Origin of the sequence: Actinomycetospora straminea, from assembly GCF_028737255.1 — a bacterium.
In the GTDB taxonomy this organism is placed as follows: Bacteria; Actinomycetota; Actinomycetes; order Mycobacteriales; family Pseudonocardiaceae; genus Actinomycetospora; species Actinomycetospora straminea.
In genome coordinates, this window is the sequence record NZ_JAQZAN010000040.1 from 1 (window position 1) to 17,817 (window position 17,817).

At 66.5% G+C, this 17,817-nt stretch carries 10 protein-coding genes and 3 pseudogenes; 7 read left to right on the plus strand and 6 right to left on the minus strand.

Annotated features, from left to right (window positions below):
- Both PH190_RS30115 and PH190_RS30120 read left to right on the plus strand, forming a co-directional pair.
- The coding region (locus PH190_RS30115; protein WP_274235234.1) for a hypothetical protein at positions 1–871 on the plus strand (871 nt) is incomplete at its 5' end.
- Positions 872–1,329: 458 nt separating this feature from the next.
- Positions 1,330–1,845, plus strand: coding sequence for a YybH family protein (locus PH190_RS30120; protein ID WP_274235235.1), 516 nt, complete (start codon positions 1,330–1,332; stop codon positions 1,843–1,845).
- Between the two features lie 300 nt (positions 1,846–2,145).
- Here the strand turns inward: PH190_RS30120 and PH190_RS30125 are convergent, their stop codons facing one another.
- Together PH190_RS30125 and PH190_RS30130 are read right to left on the minus strand one after the other, a co-directional pair.
- Complete coding sequence (locus PH190_RS30125; protein WP_337993868.1) at positions 2,146–2,643, minus strand: RNA polymerase sigma factor; 498 nt, start codon at positions 2,641–2,643, stop codon at positions 2,146–2,148.
- Positions 2,644–3,124: 481 nt separating this feature from the next.
- Positions 3,125–4,425 (minus strand): annotated as a pseudogene (locus PH190_RS30130) (ISL3 family transposase); the annotation flags it as partial.
- 98 nt (positions 4,426–4,523) lie between these two features.
- On the opposite strand from PH190_RS30130, the gene PH190_RS30135 reads away from it, so the two are divergent.
- Positions 4,524–5,360: a class I SAM-dependent methyltransferase gene (locus PH190_RS30135; protein WP_274235237.1), complete on the plus strand. Its 837-nt coding sequence runs from the start codon at positions 4,524–4,526 to the stop codon at positions 5,358–5,360.
- A gap of 104 nt (positions 5,361–5,464) precedes the next feature.
- On the opposite strand, the gene PH190_RS30915 is transcribed toward PH190_RS30135, so the two are convergent.
- A complete protein-coding gene (locus PH190_RS30915) occupies positions 5,465–5,848 on the minus strand; it encodes an Lsr2 family DNA-binding protein (RefSeq protein ID WP_420791728.1) in 384 nt (127 codons plus the stop codon).
- A gap of 2,924 nt (positions 5,849–8,772) precedes the next feature.
- Here PH190_RS30915 and PH190_RS30140 point away from each other — a divergent pair.
- The 3 genes and pseudogenes from PH190_RS30140 (at position 8,773) to PH190_RS30150 (ending at position 12,715) form a co-directional block, all read left to right on the plus strand.
- Positions 8,773–9,609, plus strand: a complete 837-nt coding sequence (locus tag PH190_RS30140; protein ID WP_274235238.1) for a hypothetical protein — start codon at positions 8,773–8,775, stop codon at positions 9,607–9,609.
- A 1,659-nt stretch (positions 9,610–11,268) separates the two neighbouring features.
- Positions 11,269–12,066 (plus strand): annotated as a pseudogene (locus tag PH190_RS30145) (SAM-dependent methyltransferase).
- A 271-nt stretch (positions 12,067–12,337) separates the two neighbouring features.
- Positions 12,338–12,715 (plus strand): histone-like nucleoid-structuring protein Lsr2, encoded by a 378-nt coding sequence (locus tag PH190_RS30150; RefSeq protein ID WP_274235239.1) that lies wholly within the window; start codon positions 12,338–12,340, stop codon positions 12,713–12,715.
- A 1,013-nt stretch (positions 12,716–13,728) separates the two neighbouring features.
- Here the strand turns inward: PH190_RS30150 and PH190_RS30155 are convergent.
- Positions 13,729–13,946 (minus strand): annotated as a pseudogene (locus tag PH190_RS30155) (IS3-like element ISAar24 family transposase); the annotation flags it as partial.
- An 883-nt stretch (positions 13,947–14,829) separates the two neighbouring features.
- On the opposite strand from PH190_RS30155, the gene PH190_RS30160 reads away from it, so the two are divergent.
- A complete protein-coding gene (locus PH190_RS30160) occupies positions 14,830–15,558 on the plus strand; it encodes a hypothetical protein (protein ID WP_274235240.1) in 729 nt (242 codons plus the stop codon).
- A gap of 866 nt (positions 15,559–16,424) precedes the next feature.
- Here the strand turns inward: PH190_RS30160 and PH190_RS30165 are convergent.
- Both PH190_RS30165 and PH190_RS30170 read right to left on the minus strand, forming a co-directional pair.
- On the minus strand, positions 16,425–16,799 hold the full coding sequence (locus PH190_RS30165) for a hypothetical protein (RefSeq protein ID WP_274235241.1): 375 nt from the start codon (positions 16,797–16,799) through the stop codon (positions 16,425–16,427).
- 174 nt (positions 16,800–16,973) lie between these two features.
- A complete protein-coding gene (locus PH190_RS30170) occupies positions 16,974–17,651 on the minus strand; it encodes an RNA polymerase sigma factor (protein ID WP_274235242.1) in 678 nt (225 codons plus the stop codon).
- Positions 17,652–17,817: the final 166 nt, after the last annotated feature.

Sequence of the window (17,817 nt, forward strand, 5' to 3'; positions counted from 1 at the left end):
CACCCTCGTCGCCACCGGCGCCGCACTCAACCCCGCCCCCCAAACTGCGCCCTCCACCTCGACCGCCTCCACCGATGCGACCAAACAGCGCACCAACAGGAAAGCTACCCAGAACCAATCCGCGCCCGGCGCTCCTTCGATGGGAACTGACCGCGCATCGGACCTGCAGGCCGCCGCCCAAACTGACTCCACACCGGAACGACAGACCAGACAGGCACCCGCTCAGGGGCCCGATCGACAGAGCCGCAGGCCCGCTGAGCGCGCGGCGGCGCAGAAGTCCGCGGACGAGAAGTGTGCCGCGGCCCAGGAGGGCGGAGGGAGGGCGACGCCGATACGGCGCACCTCGGCTGGCAAGGCCGCCCTGGAGCGGGAGAAGGAACAGAGAGCGACCCCGGTTCAGCAGCGCACAGCCGCCATCGAGGAGGCGAACAAGCAAAAGGTGATCGAACCGGCGTCGCGGCTTCCGCAGTGGGCTCGGGATCTTCGCGCAAGGGAGTCGGCTCGGGCGCGCCTGGTCCAGCTCGCTCAAGCGGTCGACTCGTCGCCGTCGCGCTGGAACGAGTTGTCCTCCCGCCTCTGGGCGGGCGAGCAGCCGGCGGCCGCCATGAAGTGCTCCCTGAACTCGGCCAGCCAGATCGCGCTCCTCGTCGTCACAAACCAAAGGCTCCTGTGGGTGGCGAAGAGGTGGACGTCGACCGACGTCGACTCGGTCAAGGCCAGCGACCTACGCTCGATAGAGAGGGGCGGCCCCTACCTGACGGTGACCACAGGTGGTGGCAGGATCATCAAGTTCTACTCGACGAATAGGCAGAGCTATGCCCAGATCATTGATGCCGCGCGCAAGCTGATCACCCCCGGATCGGGCAGGTAGGAGACCCTGCTGGGGTCTGCCCTGACCGTGGGTGAAGCGCACCGGGTCTGGTGGAGGCCCTGGGGAGTCCCGGGTCGCACGGAGTCGAGCGGCTTGAAGCTTCAGGCCACGACGATCTTGTTCTGGTTCTCGAACTCTATCAGCGGCCGCCAGCCCAGGGCGCACATCAGCCCGCCGTGTGGACAGGTTTGCGATCGCGATCTTGCCGATTTGCGAAGCCAAGGAACTCGTTTGTAGCCGCCGAGCCAAGTACGCAGAGGCTCGTCGTCGCGGTCTGACGTGCCCTGCACCGACGTTGGCCTGAACGGTCGGAATAGTCCGTGGCCCTGGATCGCCGGTAGGGCCGGGGCGTCCGTTACATCACCAATGCTCGGCTGCGAATATACGGGTCAAGATCGACCGGACCCGGCAGACCTTGCGGCTCTGCACGCTGGCGAGAACACTCTCCGGCCTGGTCGATGACCCCCGGCGGCGCCACGCTCGATCCGAGCGGAGACCGCAAGGTCGTCGTCCCGGGGTCGCGCGCGTGGCAGGAGGGAATCGCCGTGGCCGATGACGACTTCGAGGCGACCGTCGAGACCTATCGGCGAGCTCTCGCCACGTTCGTTAAGGGCGATCCAGGACAGGTCCTGGAGCTCGTCTCACTCCGTGACGACGTGACACTCGCGAACCCGCTGGGGCCGCCTCGCCTTGGACGCTCCGGGGTGGAGAAAGCCATCATCGAGGTGGCCTCCCACTTCACGGATGGCTCCGTGCGGTGCGAGCAAGTGTCGAGCTACGCCACCCCTGAGCTCGGCTACGTGGTCCAGATCGAGCGGTACGAGGTCCGGCTCCCCGATCAGGAGGAGACCAGCCCATCGACGCTCCGCGCCACGATGATCTTTCGCCGCGAGGAGGGCACCTGGCGGGTGGTGCACCGCCACGCCGACACGATCACGACACCGCAGCCGATCCACACGGTGCTCGATACGTAGGTGCCCAGCCCGCCGAATGCTCACCCCGAAGGCGCCCGGTGCACCGCCGAGCCGATGAGCTTCTGCACCGAGCGGCTGCGGCGCGAGGTCGACCACGAGCCGATACCGTCCAGACGACTGCCGACAACCCGAGCGCCGGCGACGTGGTCGAACGGGCACCACGGGCCGCTGCTGACGAACCTGATCAGAACTGTGCTCATGTCTGGTTCGACGCGGCCCGCGCTTCCCCGGTTCCCTCGGCGGGTCGCCGCCCGGCCGGACCCGATGCTCGAGCGCGGCGTGGACCGGCGCGGGCCGCGCTCAACGGTTCCCGGGCGAGGCCGCCGCGGGGTCGGGATCGGCGTGCCGCGCGGCCAGCTCAGCGGCCTGGGCGCGGGAGAGCCGGGATTTGATCGTGCCCGTCGCGACGCCGAACAGCTGCGCAGCCTCGGCCTGGGTCGGGCCGTCGAGGTAGACCACCTCCAGGGCGAGGCGCTGCTCGCGCGGCAGCCCGGACAGCAGCCCGGGCAGCACCGCCGCGGCGTACGCACGGTCAACTACCCGCCCCATCCCACAGCCGACGGCGAGCCTCCTGACCTCCGCGAGGTCGTCGATCTGCCCGGTCGGGATCGTGCGGGTGGCCCGGCGCCGGCGGGCGGCGGAGATGGCCTCATTGACCGAGATCCGGTGCAACCGCGTCGGCACGGCCGCCCGCCCCGAGAACGTGTGCGCCGACGCCAGCACCCGCAGCCACACCTGCTGCACCACGGCCTCGGGGTCGGGCTCGCGCCACCCCAGGCGGGCCACCACACCCAGCACCAGGCGGTGTAACGGCTCACCAGCGCCGCCTCCGCCAGGAGATGGCCCAACCACAGGCCGACGGTCTCGAATAACAGCCCGCGCCTGATCGACGCAGCCCGCTGATCGGAGAACGCCTCGACGATGGAGGCGGGATTTCCGGTGCGGTTCGAGGGTGCGTGGTGCCGCGTCTGAGCCAGGTTGGAGCAGCGTGCCCCGAAGATCGGGTCCCGCGTCAGCGGTGATCGGTTTCTGTAAGCTGTTGACCATGCGCAACGACCAGCCGGCCTACCGGCCGAGCGTCGGCGACCGCGTGACCGTCGAGCTACGCGACGGCGACCGCGTGACGGGGACGTACCGAGGTTGGCTGCGCCGCGCCGATGGCGTGATCGTCCACCGGATCGTCGACGGCAGAGCTCACCGGGAGGTTGGTGATCGGCTCATCGCGTCCGTGGTCCGCTGAGTGGTGACTGACGTATCGGGACTCTTCACGAATGAGGGTGAGTTGTGGCCGGAAGCCGCCGGCCTCGAGCAGGCTTCTGGCGATGTAGTGGGTGAGGTTGCGGAAGCCGAGGGCTGAGCCGCGGAGGTGTTCCAGGCGGCCGTTCATGGCCTCGGTTGGGCCGTTGCTGGTGCCGGGGCGGTCGAAGTAGGCCAGGATGTCGGTGGCTCGCCTCCTCAGGGTCCGGCCGAGGGTGCGGAGTTCGGTGAGGGTGGCCGGGACGCCGGCACTGAGCGCGATGATCAGGCGGGTCATGGCGTGTCGGCCGGCCGCCCGGTCGGGGTGGCGGTAGGCGGCGATCATGCGTTGGTAGATGCCCCAGGTCGCCTAGACCTGAAGGTGGTCCTCATCGCCGAACAGGGCGGTCAGCCGTTGCTGTTGGCGGTCGGTGATCAGGCCGGTGTGCAGGGTGCGGCGGGCGCGGTAGAGCGGGTCGGTGCTGCGGCCGCGGTGGCCGTGCAGGTCCTGCTGGACCCGACGCCGGCAGCGGTCCAGAGCGTCGCCGGCGACCCGGACGACGTGGAAGGGGTCCAGCACCGCCGTCGCCTCGGGCAGCTCGTGGCTGGTGGCGGTCTTGAAGCCGGTGAACCCGTCCATCGCGACCACCTCCAGGCCGTCCCGCCAGGCCCGGGGGCGCCCGGCGAGCCAGGCTTGGAACGCCTGCTGGGAGCGGCCCTCGACCATCGCCAGCAGCCGCGACGGGCCGGTCCGGTCCCGGACTGGGGTCAAGTCGATGACGACGGTGACGAACCTGTCCCCGACGGGTGTGCCGCCACACGTGCTCGTCGACGCCGATCACCTGCACGTTGTCGAAGCGGGCCGGGTCGTCGAGCAGCACCCGCCGACCCTCAGCCAGGACAGCGCTGTTGGCGGTGGTCCACGACACCGCGAGGGCCTCGGCGAGACGAGCGCCGCTGAGATTGCTGACGAACCAGCCCGACCAGCGCCCACCGCAGCGCGGTGCGGGTCAGCTTCGCCCGCGGCCCCGCGGCGCGGCTGGTGTCCTGCCGCCACACATGCCCGCAGCCGGTGCAGCGGTACCGGCGGATCGTGAGCAGCAGCGTGGTCGGCCGCCACCCGAGCGGCTCGTGCGCCAGTCTCCTCGTGACGGTGTCGCTGGGTCTGCCCTCGCAGCCGCAGCGCCGGCACCAGCGGTCCGCCTCCTCGACCGCGTCGTCGGCGACCCAGCAGGCCAGCACCGCCCGATCCGGTTGCAGGTGCTGGCCGACCACCACCAGACCCAGCTCGTCGAGGCGGCAGAACGTCGTCACATCAGGGGTCGCGAAGGTAGCGTCAGGCACGTCGAGGTCTTCCTAGCTAGCCTTGAGCCTCTCAGGGATTTATCATACGAATTCCCTCAAGCCATCGACCGCGGGCGGCTCGGGAGGAAAACGAAAACATGACCGCAGCCGGTAACAAGGTCCAAGACCACTACGCCAGCGAGGGCATCGCAGCCCGCATCCTCGCTGCGCTTAGGGCGGCAGGAGGCAGCGAGGCGGGCCCGATTACGCCCGACGCGCTCGCCCCACTCGACCACTTCCACGGCCGGGGGCTGAAGGCGACAAAGGAGATGGTAGCGCTCCTCGAACCCCTCTCTGGCGAGCGCATCCTCGACATCGGCGGCGGGATCGGCGGACCGGCGCGGTGGACCGCGACGCACTTCGGTTGCCACGTGACCTCGCTCGACCTGACGCCGGAGTTCTGCCGCGCGGCGGAGGAGCTGAATGCCGCGACCGGCCTCTCGGATCGCGTGCGCGTGGTGGAGGGCAGCGCGACCGATCTGCCCTTCGAGGACGATGGGTTCGACCGAGCCTATTCCGAGAACGTGGCGATGAACATCGACGACAAGCGGCGCTTCTATGCCGAGGCGCTTCGTGTGCTTCGCCCCGGCGCGGTGTTCGCATTCTCCCACTATGGAGCCGGGCCGAAAGGCGAGCCCGACTACCCGCTGCCCTGGGCGGCAGGGCCGAGCACGAGCTTTTTGTGTTCGCCCGAGGAGACACGGGAGCAAGTTCTCATCGCGGGGTTCGAGATCGTGATCTTCCGGGACAAGACGGAGGAGGTCCTGCCGGACTTGCGGGAGAACCGCCGGCGGTTGGAGGAACACGGGCTGCCGCCGCTGGGGCTGCAGACGCTCATGGGCGAGCGGATTGGGGAATTTCAGAGCAACGCGGCCCGAAGTGCGGACGAGGGCCGTTTGAGCGTACTTGAGGCCCTCGTCCGCAAGCCGGCCTAGCTAGGTGGGCAGTGTCGGAGCTCCCATCCTCGGAAGACCTCGACCCTGCACAGGCACCGACGCGCCGACCCCTCCAACCACGACCGGACCCTCGAGCTACACCCTCAACTGGGAAGAGCCCGTATCGGACCGAGACACGCCAGGGTCTCAGCGCTGTCACCGTGATGGACGAGCGGCATGGCTCGCTGCCGTCCATCTTGCGCCCAGACCCGACAGTCCCTGGGGGTTATCGGATCGAGCGGGGATACTCGTGCGGACCGCGCGCACCGACCAGGACTCGCGACTCGATCGGGAACAACGTCGCGCGCCGCGGTGGTCCGTAAGCTCGTGCGCCGACCCGTGGGTGGCTGCCTACTTATGAGCAGCGTCGTAGGCCTCGACGACTCGCTGGGCAGGCGGCCGCGGTCGCTGACTGCCCAGCCGCTGCTCTCCGCCCAGTCACGGATAGCCTTCAACGCTTCGCGACTCCGTCCGGCCGCGTTCGCCACTGCACCGCAGGCGCTCCGCTTCCGCCTCGGACAGCTTGCGGGCGAACACCTCTGCAGGCCGTGCCGTCGCCCACCTCCTCGGACGACAGCCTCCAACCCCTCAAGATCCTGTTAAGCCTCGTTACGACACCAACGCTCCTTCGCGTAGTACTAACTAGGCGCAGGTGTTAGGTCGTAACAAAGAGTCGTGTTCTAATCAATATCCTGATTCCCATGGGGCCGCGCCTCGATTAGGCGGGCCCGCTGGCCGCTTCGCAGGGCCTTGAAGTGTTCCTTGTGTGGTCAGAGCCGTTCCTGCAACGTTCTGCAGCTTACCGAGTACGAAGGTCAGCGTCGAGTCCCGATCCTCTGCTTCGAGGAGCCGGAAAGCTCTTACCAGACGGAACTTGTCGAAGGAACGCTTCCCGGTATACACGCCAAGAAGTGCTGGCGCCAAGTACACCACGGCAATAGCGACTGCGCCAACGAGCGCAAACCCTGCATCCGCAAGACCTGCTCCAAGGAATCCGAACACCATGTCAAATGCGAGAGATATGAACACGCTGAGCGTGACCCACAGGGCCGGCCTTCTAGGGAGATAGTGGCTACCCACATGAGTCATCGGCCAAATGAGCAGGAAGACGACCCCAAAAACCAGAAGGCCGAGAAACGTGGATGCTTCATCTGAAAGCTGTATTGAAGTCCCAGCGGCGAGGGCCACTGCAAGATTCAAGAGAATGCTAGTAACAACTAGCGCAGTTGTCTGCAGTCCAGCAAGGATGACGCAGGCCAGGAAAGGATTAACTTGAGGCGCCCCTGTTGCCCTCTCAACAAGCCGACGAGTTTCAGTTCGGCGGCGATTAGACGTCAAGCGTGCCGCAACAAGAACGGCAGGCGTCACAGCAGCCCCCGCCGTCTGAGCCCAACCGTCCGGAGCGCCCAGGCCAGTCAGTATAAGGTAAATTGCCGGGATCAAGACTAGCGTGCCGATTGCCCCGAAATTCTCCACTCGGTTCTCGCGGTCGCGCTTCTGGGGCGGAGGGCCCGACGGCGTTGCGGCCGGGATGTGTGCAGGGGTTCGGACGTCTACCCAGAATGGCCACCCGGGCGGTGCTGCTGGCCAACTCGGATGGGGCTTCCATCCCACAGGAGGACGCCAACCTGGCGGAGGGGTAGGCCAGCCTGGTGCTGGATTGAAACGATACGCCGGGGCCTCGACCATGACCTCCCCCTGTTCCAACTGAGCAGAACTTCCGAGTCGGCGCGCGCTCGTGAAAGAGCGTAATGCTACGCTACGTGGTACGCACTAGGCCTTCTGGGTTACTGAACCAGGCAGCGCGGTATAGATCACTGCGGAGCTAAAAGGGTCGAGCCCGTAGTGGAAGCGACAGCGCCTGCGTAGAGCGTCGACGTGACGGTCACCGGCTTACCTGCGACCCGAGAACATGTAGAAGAAGGGCCAATTAGTCCTGGTTGAGGTCTTCGCGAAGCTTGCTCTACTCTCTGGGCCAGGTTGGCGGGTGAGCGAGTGTCTAGTCGAGCCCGACACAGCCGGGCGGAGGCGCGATGAGCGGTAACGAGGATCAAATCAAGGAAACCAAAACCCAGGGTCGCGCAGCCATTGCCGCAGTTCTTGTCAGCATTGTCGCGCTGATCTTGTCGATTATCGGACTAGTCTTTCAGTTCACTGCCCTGCGCGACCAGCAGCGCCTAACGGCGCTCCAGCTCGACAACGACAGGACAAGGTACGCGTCCCGAGTCAGCTGGTACTACCTTGGCCCCAGAGGAGCTGGAGATACTAGTAACGGGCGAACCGTTATAACGAATCGATCCCTTGTGCCAATCTCCAGGCCGGTATTAGTATGGGATACAGTATCACCCCCACAGACTGGCTTTGGGTTGCGCACCATTCCACCTTGCACTGAAGTCGAATTCTCTTCCTCCGGCGGCATAGTCCCTACATATGATCCTCTTCGACTGCTGTTCGCAGACGCAAAAGGAGAGTGGTCTGTCGAGTCCGGCGGCGCCCCCGCCGCTATAGACTTTTATAGATGGATAGCTGAGCTCGGCCCCCGCGAACGGGCGCGAGCCCTTTTAAAACAGTCGTTCACGGCCCAGCGCCCAGCGGATGACTGCGGTGCGGGATGAGCCATGCGACCGAGTCCGACAAGCTGCGGTGAGACGCAAGACAGCCCCCGCCGCACCGGGCGGGGCGCGAGCGGGGGCCCGGGAGTGGCGTTTTGCCTGAGGAGAAGGAGAGGGCTTCTTAGGAGTGTTGTCCACCTTGCGGAGCGCGCGTCGGCGCGGCAGAGGAGATGCGCCTTGCCCTACAGGGTTGTGCTGCGCGACCCCGTTCCCCTGGGTGGACTGAAAGGGCCAAGGTGACATAGAAGCCGGTTATCGGCTCCTTGAGTGTGGGGCTCGAACCCGCACCAACGGATTGAAAGATGACCGTGCGTCGCCTCACACAGCCTCTACAGCAACTCCGATGTCGGCGCGTGCCTCAAAGACCTACTGCGCACACACCAGTTGACGCCGCTGTTCTGCACGACCTGGTCCACGTAAAGATCATCACAAGGCCCGCAGCCGTAGATAGACAACGACGCCGACCAAACGACAATCATCACGGTTGCAAGCTGTGGTCATGCGAACACAGAAAGTCACAAGTGTGCCGATGAGCTATCCGAGCGTTGTGCCGATAGTGGTGGTCGCGACGCTGGCAGGGGCCAATACAGGTCGTCGGCCCATATAGTTGCATGCGAGTAAAGGGGGACGGCATGCCGAAGCGTGTTAGGCGGTCGGGCCGCGTCCAGTCGGTAGCCGGGCTGCGTCCGTTTCGCGGGGACAGCAGCAGCCCGGTCAGGAGTCGGTCGCAAAGTACATGGCAGCGGATGGCAGTTCCCTATTCGCTAATACTATCCACGATCGGAGTTTTTGCTAGCATCTTGAGCGCCCTTGCCCTGCTCCAAACTGCCAGGGCGTTTGAATCTGGTTTCGCGAGCCAGGCGCCTCCTCCGGCCTCATCAGGTGAGCAATCGCCGTCTCAGCCTGCTCCAACTGTCGTGAATATTCCAAATTGGGCGCTGATCACCTTCGCTATAACTATTGCAGCCGCATTGGCCGGGTGGCTTACTTATCTGTATTTCAAAAGCAAAGTGCTCAGTGAGGAGTCTAAACGCGTCGAAGAGGAGGCGTCTAAGCAGGCAAGAGAGGTGGCCGAGGCCGTAGACAAGCTACGAGAGAAGATGACCTTGCCCAGCCTGATCAATCTTAATCGGCTTTCGCTCCAAGCGTATGAGGACATCGCGACTGGCCAGGCGAACAGGTCCTTCAACTCGGGTCAGCGAGCCATGTGGGTGGGCTTCGCGTGGCTCCTTGCTTGCATAGCGGGCGCCGCTCTCGTCCCCGGAGCGGACCAGAAGTTGTTGATCGGCGGCTTCGGCGCTGTCGGTGGCGGTCTTGCCGCATTCTTAGGGCGGACGTATTTACGTGTGTACGAAACCTCCCTCCGCCAACTTCAAGAATTCTATGCGCAACCACTACTAAATAGCTACTATCTTTCCGCCGAACGGCTCGTCACTGACGTCGGACCGAACAAGCGAGATGAAATAAAGCACGAGATCATTCGCGCCCTATTGACCACAGCTAAGCAACCGAACCCTTCCCGCTACTCAGAATCGCAACCTACACGTGACTCCCGAACACCCCGAACCAAGTACAGAGTGAGGACTCGCAATAAGAACAGCGAGCCTAACGGCGCAAATGCCTCACAAACGACATGACGTGCCGCTGAATTGTGTGCGCTCTCGGCCTGCCGTCGCGTGCCATGCGGGCACTGGCGCTGCCATACGATGCCGGAGAGCGTGTGCGTCAGGTCCGCGCCGACTGTTTGGCGCCCGGGGCGTCCAAGCGCAGCAGATAGTCACCGGGTAGCCACGCGTCGGTGGGCGGACGCGCCTCGCTCGGGCAGCGAACATGGCCGGGCGCGGGCTGCTGACCGGCCCGTAGCGGCACGGCCGAGCTCGCCGGAAGCTTCGTGATCGGCTGATCGCGTCCGTGTTCGGCTGAGCTGCCCTACTGCTACCGCCCCCGGTCTTTGGAGTCGGGACGGGTTTTCCGGAGGTAAGTGTCTGCTGGCGCTGCACGGGCAAACACGCCGTGCTTCTGGAGACAACGACGAACATGTCCACGCGCTGCGGACCCAGGCGCCGACAACCCTGATGGCCGGGGTGCGGCCACCGCTGGGGTAGGGGAACGGTGCCCCACCAACCCGTTGCGCCGCAGAACGCCCGCGGTCACTGCTTCTCAAGTGTTGCTCGACCCACAACGGGGTCGCTTGAGCTCTTATACAGAAGCGTTGCGTCGATCTTCCCGTCATCGCGCATTCGCAGCTTTAGCGCATCCTGGTCGTAGCATCCAGCTTGGCCCGTATCCAGATAGATGGCGCGATCGTCGCTTGCAGTCAATCTCATATCGTACGCGGCCGTGAAGGTGCACAAGGTAGGAAACGCAAAGGTTCCGACCCTCTCGCCCGCCGAGCCGCTCCTAATCGTGATGTTGAGAGGGTAAGGTGAAGCGCTACTTCCGGTGGGAGGATTGGGTCGACCCTCGACCACTGGAACTACGATACCCGACCACGTACCAGTGAATGCGGCCGGAACATTTCGACCCGTAGGAACGCCCGATGACGTTGAGGTCGGCAGTGGCGCAGTAGTCGAGTTCGCCAGAGGCGGACCTGTCGAAGGTGTTGTCGACGGAGAGACGCCCGGTGCACTAGTAGCCGGGCCAGGGAGAGCCACTGGCTCGCGAGAGCGAGTAACACCCGCAATGCCATATCCCGCAAGCCCCCCGAGAACAAGAGCCGTAACTACAAGGGCAATGATCGGTAGCCGCAAGCGCCAGTCACGATAGTCCCAATAATAGAAAATGAGCAAGGTCGATCCGATGGCCGTGGCTATCAGGAGTATGACTGCGATCGGCGTCGAGATGCTGAATAGCCCTACGATGGCGATCGTGTCCGCGACAAACCCAAAACCCACGACGAAACTTCTTGCGGTTTGCGGACCGGATCCTTCCGGCGGGCCCGTGTTTGGAGCGTGCACAATCCTCCGCTACTACTCGTTGTCACTGACCTGAGGCCGCAGGACGTATCGCAGCTGGCCGGGCGAGGGTTACACGTGAGCCTACGGGCGGCGGCATCAGCATGCGTAAGCAGCCGATGACCGAGAGCGATCCCCGGCAGCCCTGAATGGCCCGCGGCTTGTCAGGAATGGCGCTCGCCACTATCACGGCCAACGCCGTCGAGTCGCTGCCCACGACGTTCACGCGGCCGCTTCAGGTGCTGGCCGGGCGCGACGGACTGCGAAACCGCTGGCGGGCGCTCGCGGGCGTGGTCGACTATACCCACATTCATCGGTTATGCGGGGTCCCGCCGGCCATCGATGACACCGAAGTCGTGGATCGGCACCACGTGGCGCGACTCAAGGCGAGGCGCGATCCGGGACACACGCCGAAAGCGCTCCGCTCGCCAGGGGGTCGCCCTGCCCCTGGGGGTGCAACGCGGGTGCCTACCGAGAGGGTGTCGTCGGGGCGCAGTGCGGGGTGTGCCGAGCCGTCCGGGCGTTTCTCAGCCGAGCCGTGGTGTTTCGCTGCAGCGCGGCATCGACCAATCCCTGGTGCCAGGCGAAGGGCTCGTCGCCGACGGCGACGCGCATGAGGTTGCCCGTGTGCTGGACCCGGCCGTGCGCATCGCGATCGTCGACACCGACCCGGCCACCACCGCGGTGAACCACGCCCGCCTCTTCGCGGTGCCCGGCGCGGCGGCCGCCTGAGGCGAGCTGAGCCGACTCGCGCGAGTCCTGCAACCACCGGACAACCACGCCGTCCTCGACTTGTCCCGCTCCGTCACGGTCCTGCTCGGCGGAGCCGTCGCCGCGCTGTCGGACCGCGACGATCCCTGCGGAGTAGTTGCCGGCTGTGCGGCCGGGCTCAGTGCCGGGTCCTACCTCGTGGTCTGGCACACCTCAGCTGACACTGGTCTCACGCCGAGACGGCCGCGAGCATGTGGGCCGCGCACGTCGGGTCCACGCCGCTGTGGAGCCGTGGCCAGATGCAGGACTGTCTCTCCGGGCTGGACCTTGTTCCTCCCGGCACATCAACGCCACCGCCTGGCATCCCCGCCGAGCCACCCCGACCCGCGGCGAACACCCCGGTGTCTACGCCGCGATGGCGCGATCTGACCAACGGCGTGCGCCGGCCTACTCGGAGGCCGCTTTAGGGGACGGCGCGGTCCAGCCTGCCCGGAAGGCGTGCCGGTGGCTTCAGTTCAGTTGTCGGGCGGGCTCTCGATAAACAGCCACCCCGCCCTTCGTACGTTGCGGGTCCCCGATGCCCGTCGGCAGGTCCAGGCCCTCGAACTCATGGTCGACTTCAGTCAACTTCCAGTGCCTCACAATTCGGTTTATGCGCGTTTTCTTGACATCCCGAGCTTCGTCTGGACAATCCGGTGACATGGCACAAAGGACGGTCGTTTCCCTCGTTGACGACCTCGATGGCATCGAAGCAAATGAGACCGTTGAGTATGCTCTTGACGGCGTCACCTACGAGATTGACCTGAACGACAAGAACGCCAAGCAGCTGCGGGAGATCTTCGCCCCCTACATCTCCGCCGCTCGACGCACCGGTGGCCGGCGCTCCACCGGTGGGCGCTCTCGCTCCAGCTCCTCGAGCAGTCCCTCGAGCAGCTCGTCGAGGCAGGGTGTCGTCGGCCGCAGCAAGGAGGCGATGAAGGCTATCCGGGACTGGGCGAAGACCGAGGGCTGGTCGGTTAGCGACCGTGGCCGTCTCCCGAACAACGTCCTCGCAGCGTACGACGCCGCTCACAAGTAGGCCCTCCCGCGCCTACGGCTCGGGGAAGCCCTTCGCCCTGCGGGCTCAGACTCTCAACAAGCGAAGGGCCGCTCCTTGCCGCTGACCCTGTCGACCCAAGGCCTGGGAGATGCACAGCCTCGGCGTTCGACACAGATGCCGGTTATCGGACGGGAGGTGTAGTGGTTGGTGGCTTGTCGACGATCTCGTCGTCACTGACGCAGAGGTCCTAGCCCGAGTCCTGGTCGTCGGGGCGCCGCGGCGGTGCCCGATCAACGACGTCTCGAGGTGCGGGAGCGCCGGGGTCCGGGTCGACACCAAACCACGCGGCTCGCAACACCCGGTCCCAGTCCAGCAGCCCGGGCGGGTCCGCTGCCGCGTTGACCGCTTCCCGTAGCGCGTCAAATTGGTCAGGCCCGCCACCCTTCTCGTGCGTCACGACTGGCACTGTGCCCCAACGCGAAGATCGAGATCCGTCGATTCGCGCACTCGAGCGGGACCCTCGCAGGAGGAGACGGCTTCCTCAGCTGGACGGCGCGTTGGCCAGCCACTGTCGCGGTCCGTACCCCGGCGGGCTTGTGCCGGCGCGCAGCACCCCGATGACCTATAGCGTAACGGCGATCTTCCTACGCTGTGAGCTGACGTAGAAGCCGGTTATCGGCACTTAGCGGCTGGTCGCCTCTTTGGTGCGCGCTAAGCGGCTCGACGTTGCTTCGAGGAGCGGACCTGGCGTGCGCCACCGCCCGCCGTCGTGTTGCCAACCGGGGAGAGCCCGAACCGGGAACGGAGGTCGCCGCCCAGCGTCACCGGCACCGTCGCGACCACCACAGAAGCGCCAACGCCACCCGGAGGGCGGGCCGCGCCGCGCGCCGACGGCCGTCGGCTATGGCCTGTCGGCGGGATCGTCGGGACTGGCTTCGAGCGTCCCCAGGGGAGGCGCGGTGACGCCGCGGCGTGGCGAGCCAAGGCGTCCGCCGCGGCGGCGGCGAGGGCGCCTGCGCGCTGGTAGCGCACCGGCGACGGCCCGAGACGCGCGTTCGAGCGACGCCGTCGTGATGGCCTGCGGGAGCAAGCGCGCTGTGCCGCCGGCCTCGGTTGTCCGGGGCCTTCGAGGTACTCGAAGATCGCGTTGGCGCTCGATGCGGGTCTTCCACCGCCGCCGGCCGAGCAGCTCGACCTGCATCCGCGACCAGAACGACTCGATCACGCTTATCGAAGCATCTGCGACGCTGCCCACCGACGGCGACAGCCCCGGGACCTTCGCTCAATCGTAACGTCTCTGCTAGCCGCCGCGACGTATGTCTTATGGGCGGACAATCGGGGCATTCGAAGTTGGAACTACTGACCTTGGCTGTTTCTTGTCTATCGCTTGCGGTCGCCGTAGCTGCGGGCGTGCTCAGTTATCAAGCGTGGAAACGACCGGTACCGCCAGACCCCACTCAGATCCCCACATTCCCTATCCCGGGGCAATCTGATCTTATCTCGGACGCTAGTCAAGCTCGGGCCTTAATCGCATTCATTCAACAGCACGAGGGCCGCAAGATTAGGATACGCGTCAAGCTCGATCCTAGTTACTACACATCTCGCAGCTCTATGGACACCCCGACGGAGTCTGGCCTCCTAGTGCCGACCCAGGATTGTCCAGTTCGACCCCTAAGTGAGCTGACGACGCAGGACTGCAATCTGGAGGCGCTGGAGATACAAGGTGTTTCACCAGACCGTCATGGACTCGTCTACGCCCACGGAAACTGGAGTCTCGACGGATACTTCGCTAGTAGCGGATTCATCAACACCTTCACCGGACTGAACGCGTACTCGATATATCCCCTGACACCAGTCGAAGCAGTTAGCTAGCCGTAAAATGGTGTGCCCTGGGCGGTGCGAGAAACCGGGGCGGTGCGCGAAGCGAAGGACAGTGCGAGCTCGCGCGGCGCGAACGGCAGCTGCGCGCGCACCCGCCGGGCGTGGTCCAGGTGCCGGGGGGGATCACCCGTGGCGGGCGGCGCCGCTCGGACGTTCAGATCGAACTGCTTGGCGGGAGGGGGTGGGGCTGGACTGCAGTCGCGGTGGGTCACTAACGACAAGTGGCTGGCACGCGGTGACGTCCAGATCGCCCTCGGCGACACCAACTCCCGGTGATGCGTCCCCTTGGTAACGCCAGCGCGTGCTCGCGCGCTACATCCCGCGATGGCGCGCCCGAGGCGCCGCCGGACGATCACAGGGGGATCATGAGCGCGCCGGAGGCCGGGCCCAACACCTCGAGTTGGGTCTGGCGGGTCCTCGTAGGGACGTTCGCCGTCATCGGCGTGCTCTTCACGATCGCCTTCGCCGTCTTCCTCGTCACCGACGCCGGCAGCCAGAGCGCTGCTGACTCGGCGCCGAGGAGCTACACGATCACGCCGCCGACCGTCTCGGCCGCTGCCCCAACGAACTCGGGCGGGACGTCCGCGGGGGGTTACCTCGACTTCGGCGCCTCCTACGTCGTGCCTTCAGGAGCGTGGGAGCTGAGCACCTCGACTCCGCGGGCCTACACCCTGCCGAGCAGCACCGCCGAGACCGGCGCTGAGCGCTACGTGCGGGTCGACATCACGATCACCAACCGCACTGGTCGCTACGTCAACGTCTACGACGAGTGGCAGGCGACCCTCGGCGTTGACGGCGCGATCACACGAGGTGTCATCGGCGTGGAGCAGGGTGCCCGAGGCCTCGGCTTCCCTCCGAACGAGGCGGTGGCGTCAGGCCGCTCGGTGACGTGGGGCGTGGTGTGGCCGCTCGCCGACACCCCGGGCACCCTGCAGCTTGGCCTCGACCCGCGCGGCGACCGCAGTGGCCTGTCCCACGTGGCCTATCAGGGCCGCGTCTAACTCACTTGACGTCGAGATCGACCAGCCCTTTCAGGCGAATCCGCCGTACGACCTCACGAAAGTCCAGCTCACCGGCTCGTTCCACCGCGACACCAGTCCTCAGGGATCCCGTGACGTAGAAGCCGGTTATCGGGCTGCGACGCACCGTACGCTCTAACCGCAGCTCAAGATCAGACCAGCGGTATGCGCCTGGTGGGGCGGAAGGGCTCGGGTGCAGCGGTTGCCTCTACTCACGCGCCCAGACTCGCAGGACATACTCGCCGTTCCCGGCGATGTGCTTCCCGGGATGCCGTGGCGGCCGACTGCACCACCACACGCCGGGACCGATCGCACCACAGCTCCACTCGCCGCGATGGATTGTGTCAGGGTCCCCCTCCTGGACCTCGGCAAGTGGGTCGGGCTCCTCCCCCGTGAAGCGCGTCGTCGGCAAGAGCTCTCGAAGCGAAAGATCATGGTGCGTACGGGCGTTCGTGTCCCGCATTCGTCAGGCATGACGGCAACATGCCACGAGTCCCGAGAAGGGCCCACCAGCTGCCGACGCGCGGTGCTATCTGGTGCTCACGGCGAGATCAAGGGCCGGTAGCCGAGAACGGAGGCAGCGCGGTCGAGGTAGGCGCGGCGGTGGGCGAGGGGCACCCAGTCCTCGACCGGGCGCACGGTGAGCATGCCGCCGCCGACGATCTGCCGTAGTCCTCCTCGGCGAGCGCGATCGCGGCGTCCTGCTCGCCCTCGCCGCGGACCTGCTGTTGCTCGGTAATGACGCCACGCTGCCCGGCCCGACCGACGTCGTCCCTGCCGGAGTGCATGGCGAGCCCATCATCAGTCGGTCAGGAGCTCACATTCGGCCCGCGCCTATTCGGTCGGGATCAGTGGAGGCGCCGTGCCACGGCGCGCTGGGCGTGGTGGTCGCGGGCGGCGGCCAGAGCCTGGTCGATGCCAGCGAGCACGTCCGGCGGGATCGGCTCAGCACAATCGTCGCGGGCGGAGTCGTGGCGGGCGGAGTCGTGGCGGGCGGAGTCGTGGCCGGCGCCCAGTAGGGCGAAGGAGGCGCGGTGGGCGGTGTCGTCGGTGTGGTCGAGCCCGCCGAGTAGGTGCAGGGCGGCTGCGGCGCGGGTGTCGCCGTCGAGGGCGGCGGCGAACAGCTGCCCGATCGCGTCGCGGCCCTCGCGGCCGGGAGCGGCGCGGTCGGCGCCGGGGTCGCCGTCGGCGGGGTCGCTGCTGGAGTCGTCGGTCGATGTCATGTCTGGTTCGACGCAGCCGTCCGCGTCTCGGTTCCGGCTCCGCGCGGCCTTCCCTACGGCTGCAGGCACGTCCGCCGGTACCTCCGCGGTCCCCTACACAGTCAGCTCGGTCCCGCCGCGACCGCCACGACAGCCGTTCACTGTTGCGCCCTCCGGGCGCCATCGAGCGGGCCGTTACCGACCACCCACGGGCCGTCTCCGGCGCGGAGAGTCGTCCGTCAGCCAGATGGCGAGGAACTCGCCACGGGTCGCCCGGGCGGCCACGTGGGCGCGGACAGTGGCCTGGGCGCGCGAGGCGCGGGACTTGATCGTGCCCACGGCAACGCCGAACAGGGCGGCGGCCTCCTCGATCGTGAGCCCGTCGAGGTGCAGCACCTCGAGCACCAGCCGCTGATCGCGGGGCAGCAGGGCCAGCAGTTCGGGCAGGACCGCCGCCGCGTGCTCCCGATCGATCACGGCCACCGACGGGTCACCCGGCTCGGTGCGCTCGGGGATATCGGAGACCCGGTACAGCTCCCCGACCGGTGTGGAGTGGTTGGCCCGGCGGCGCCGCGCGGCGGTGATGGCCTCGTTGACGGTGATGCGGTGCAGCCAGGTCGACACCGTCGCCCGCCCTGAGAATGTGTGCGCGGACTGCAGCACGCGCAGCCACACCTCCTGCACCACGGCCTCGGGGTCCGGCTCGAACCACGTCAGGTTCCGCACCACCGCAAGCAGCACCCGGTGGTAGCGGTACACCAGCACCGTGAACGCGTCGGTGTCCCCGTCCAGATAGACGGCGAGCAGCTCCGCGTCGTCACAGGCGTCGGTCCGCGGGTCAGCACTGCTGCGGTGGGTGGGAGCGCTGCTCATGGTGGGCTCCGACCGAGAAGAGGGGTCGGGGCTGGTGGGCCCCGGGGCGGTGGGTGCGAGGCGCGTGCGCCTCCACCGCCCGAAGGGCGCCGAGCGGGCCGTCGAGGCTCACGGTCACTGATAGACCCTTGATCAGCCGGACCCGCTCGGGTGCGGTGCGCATCCC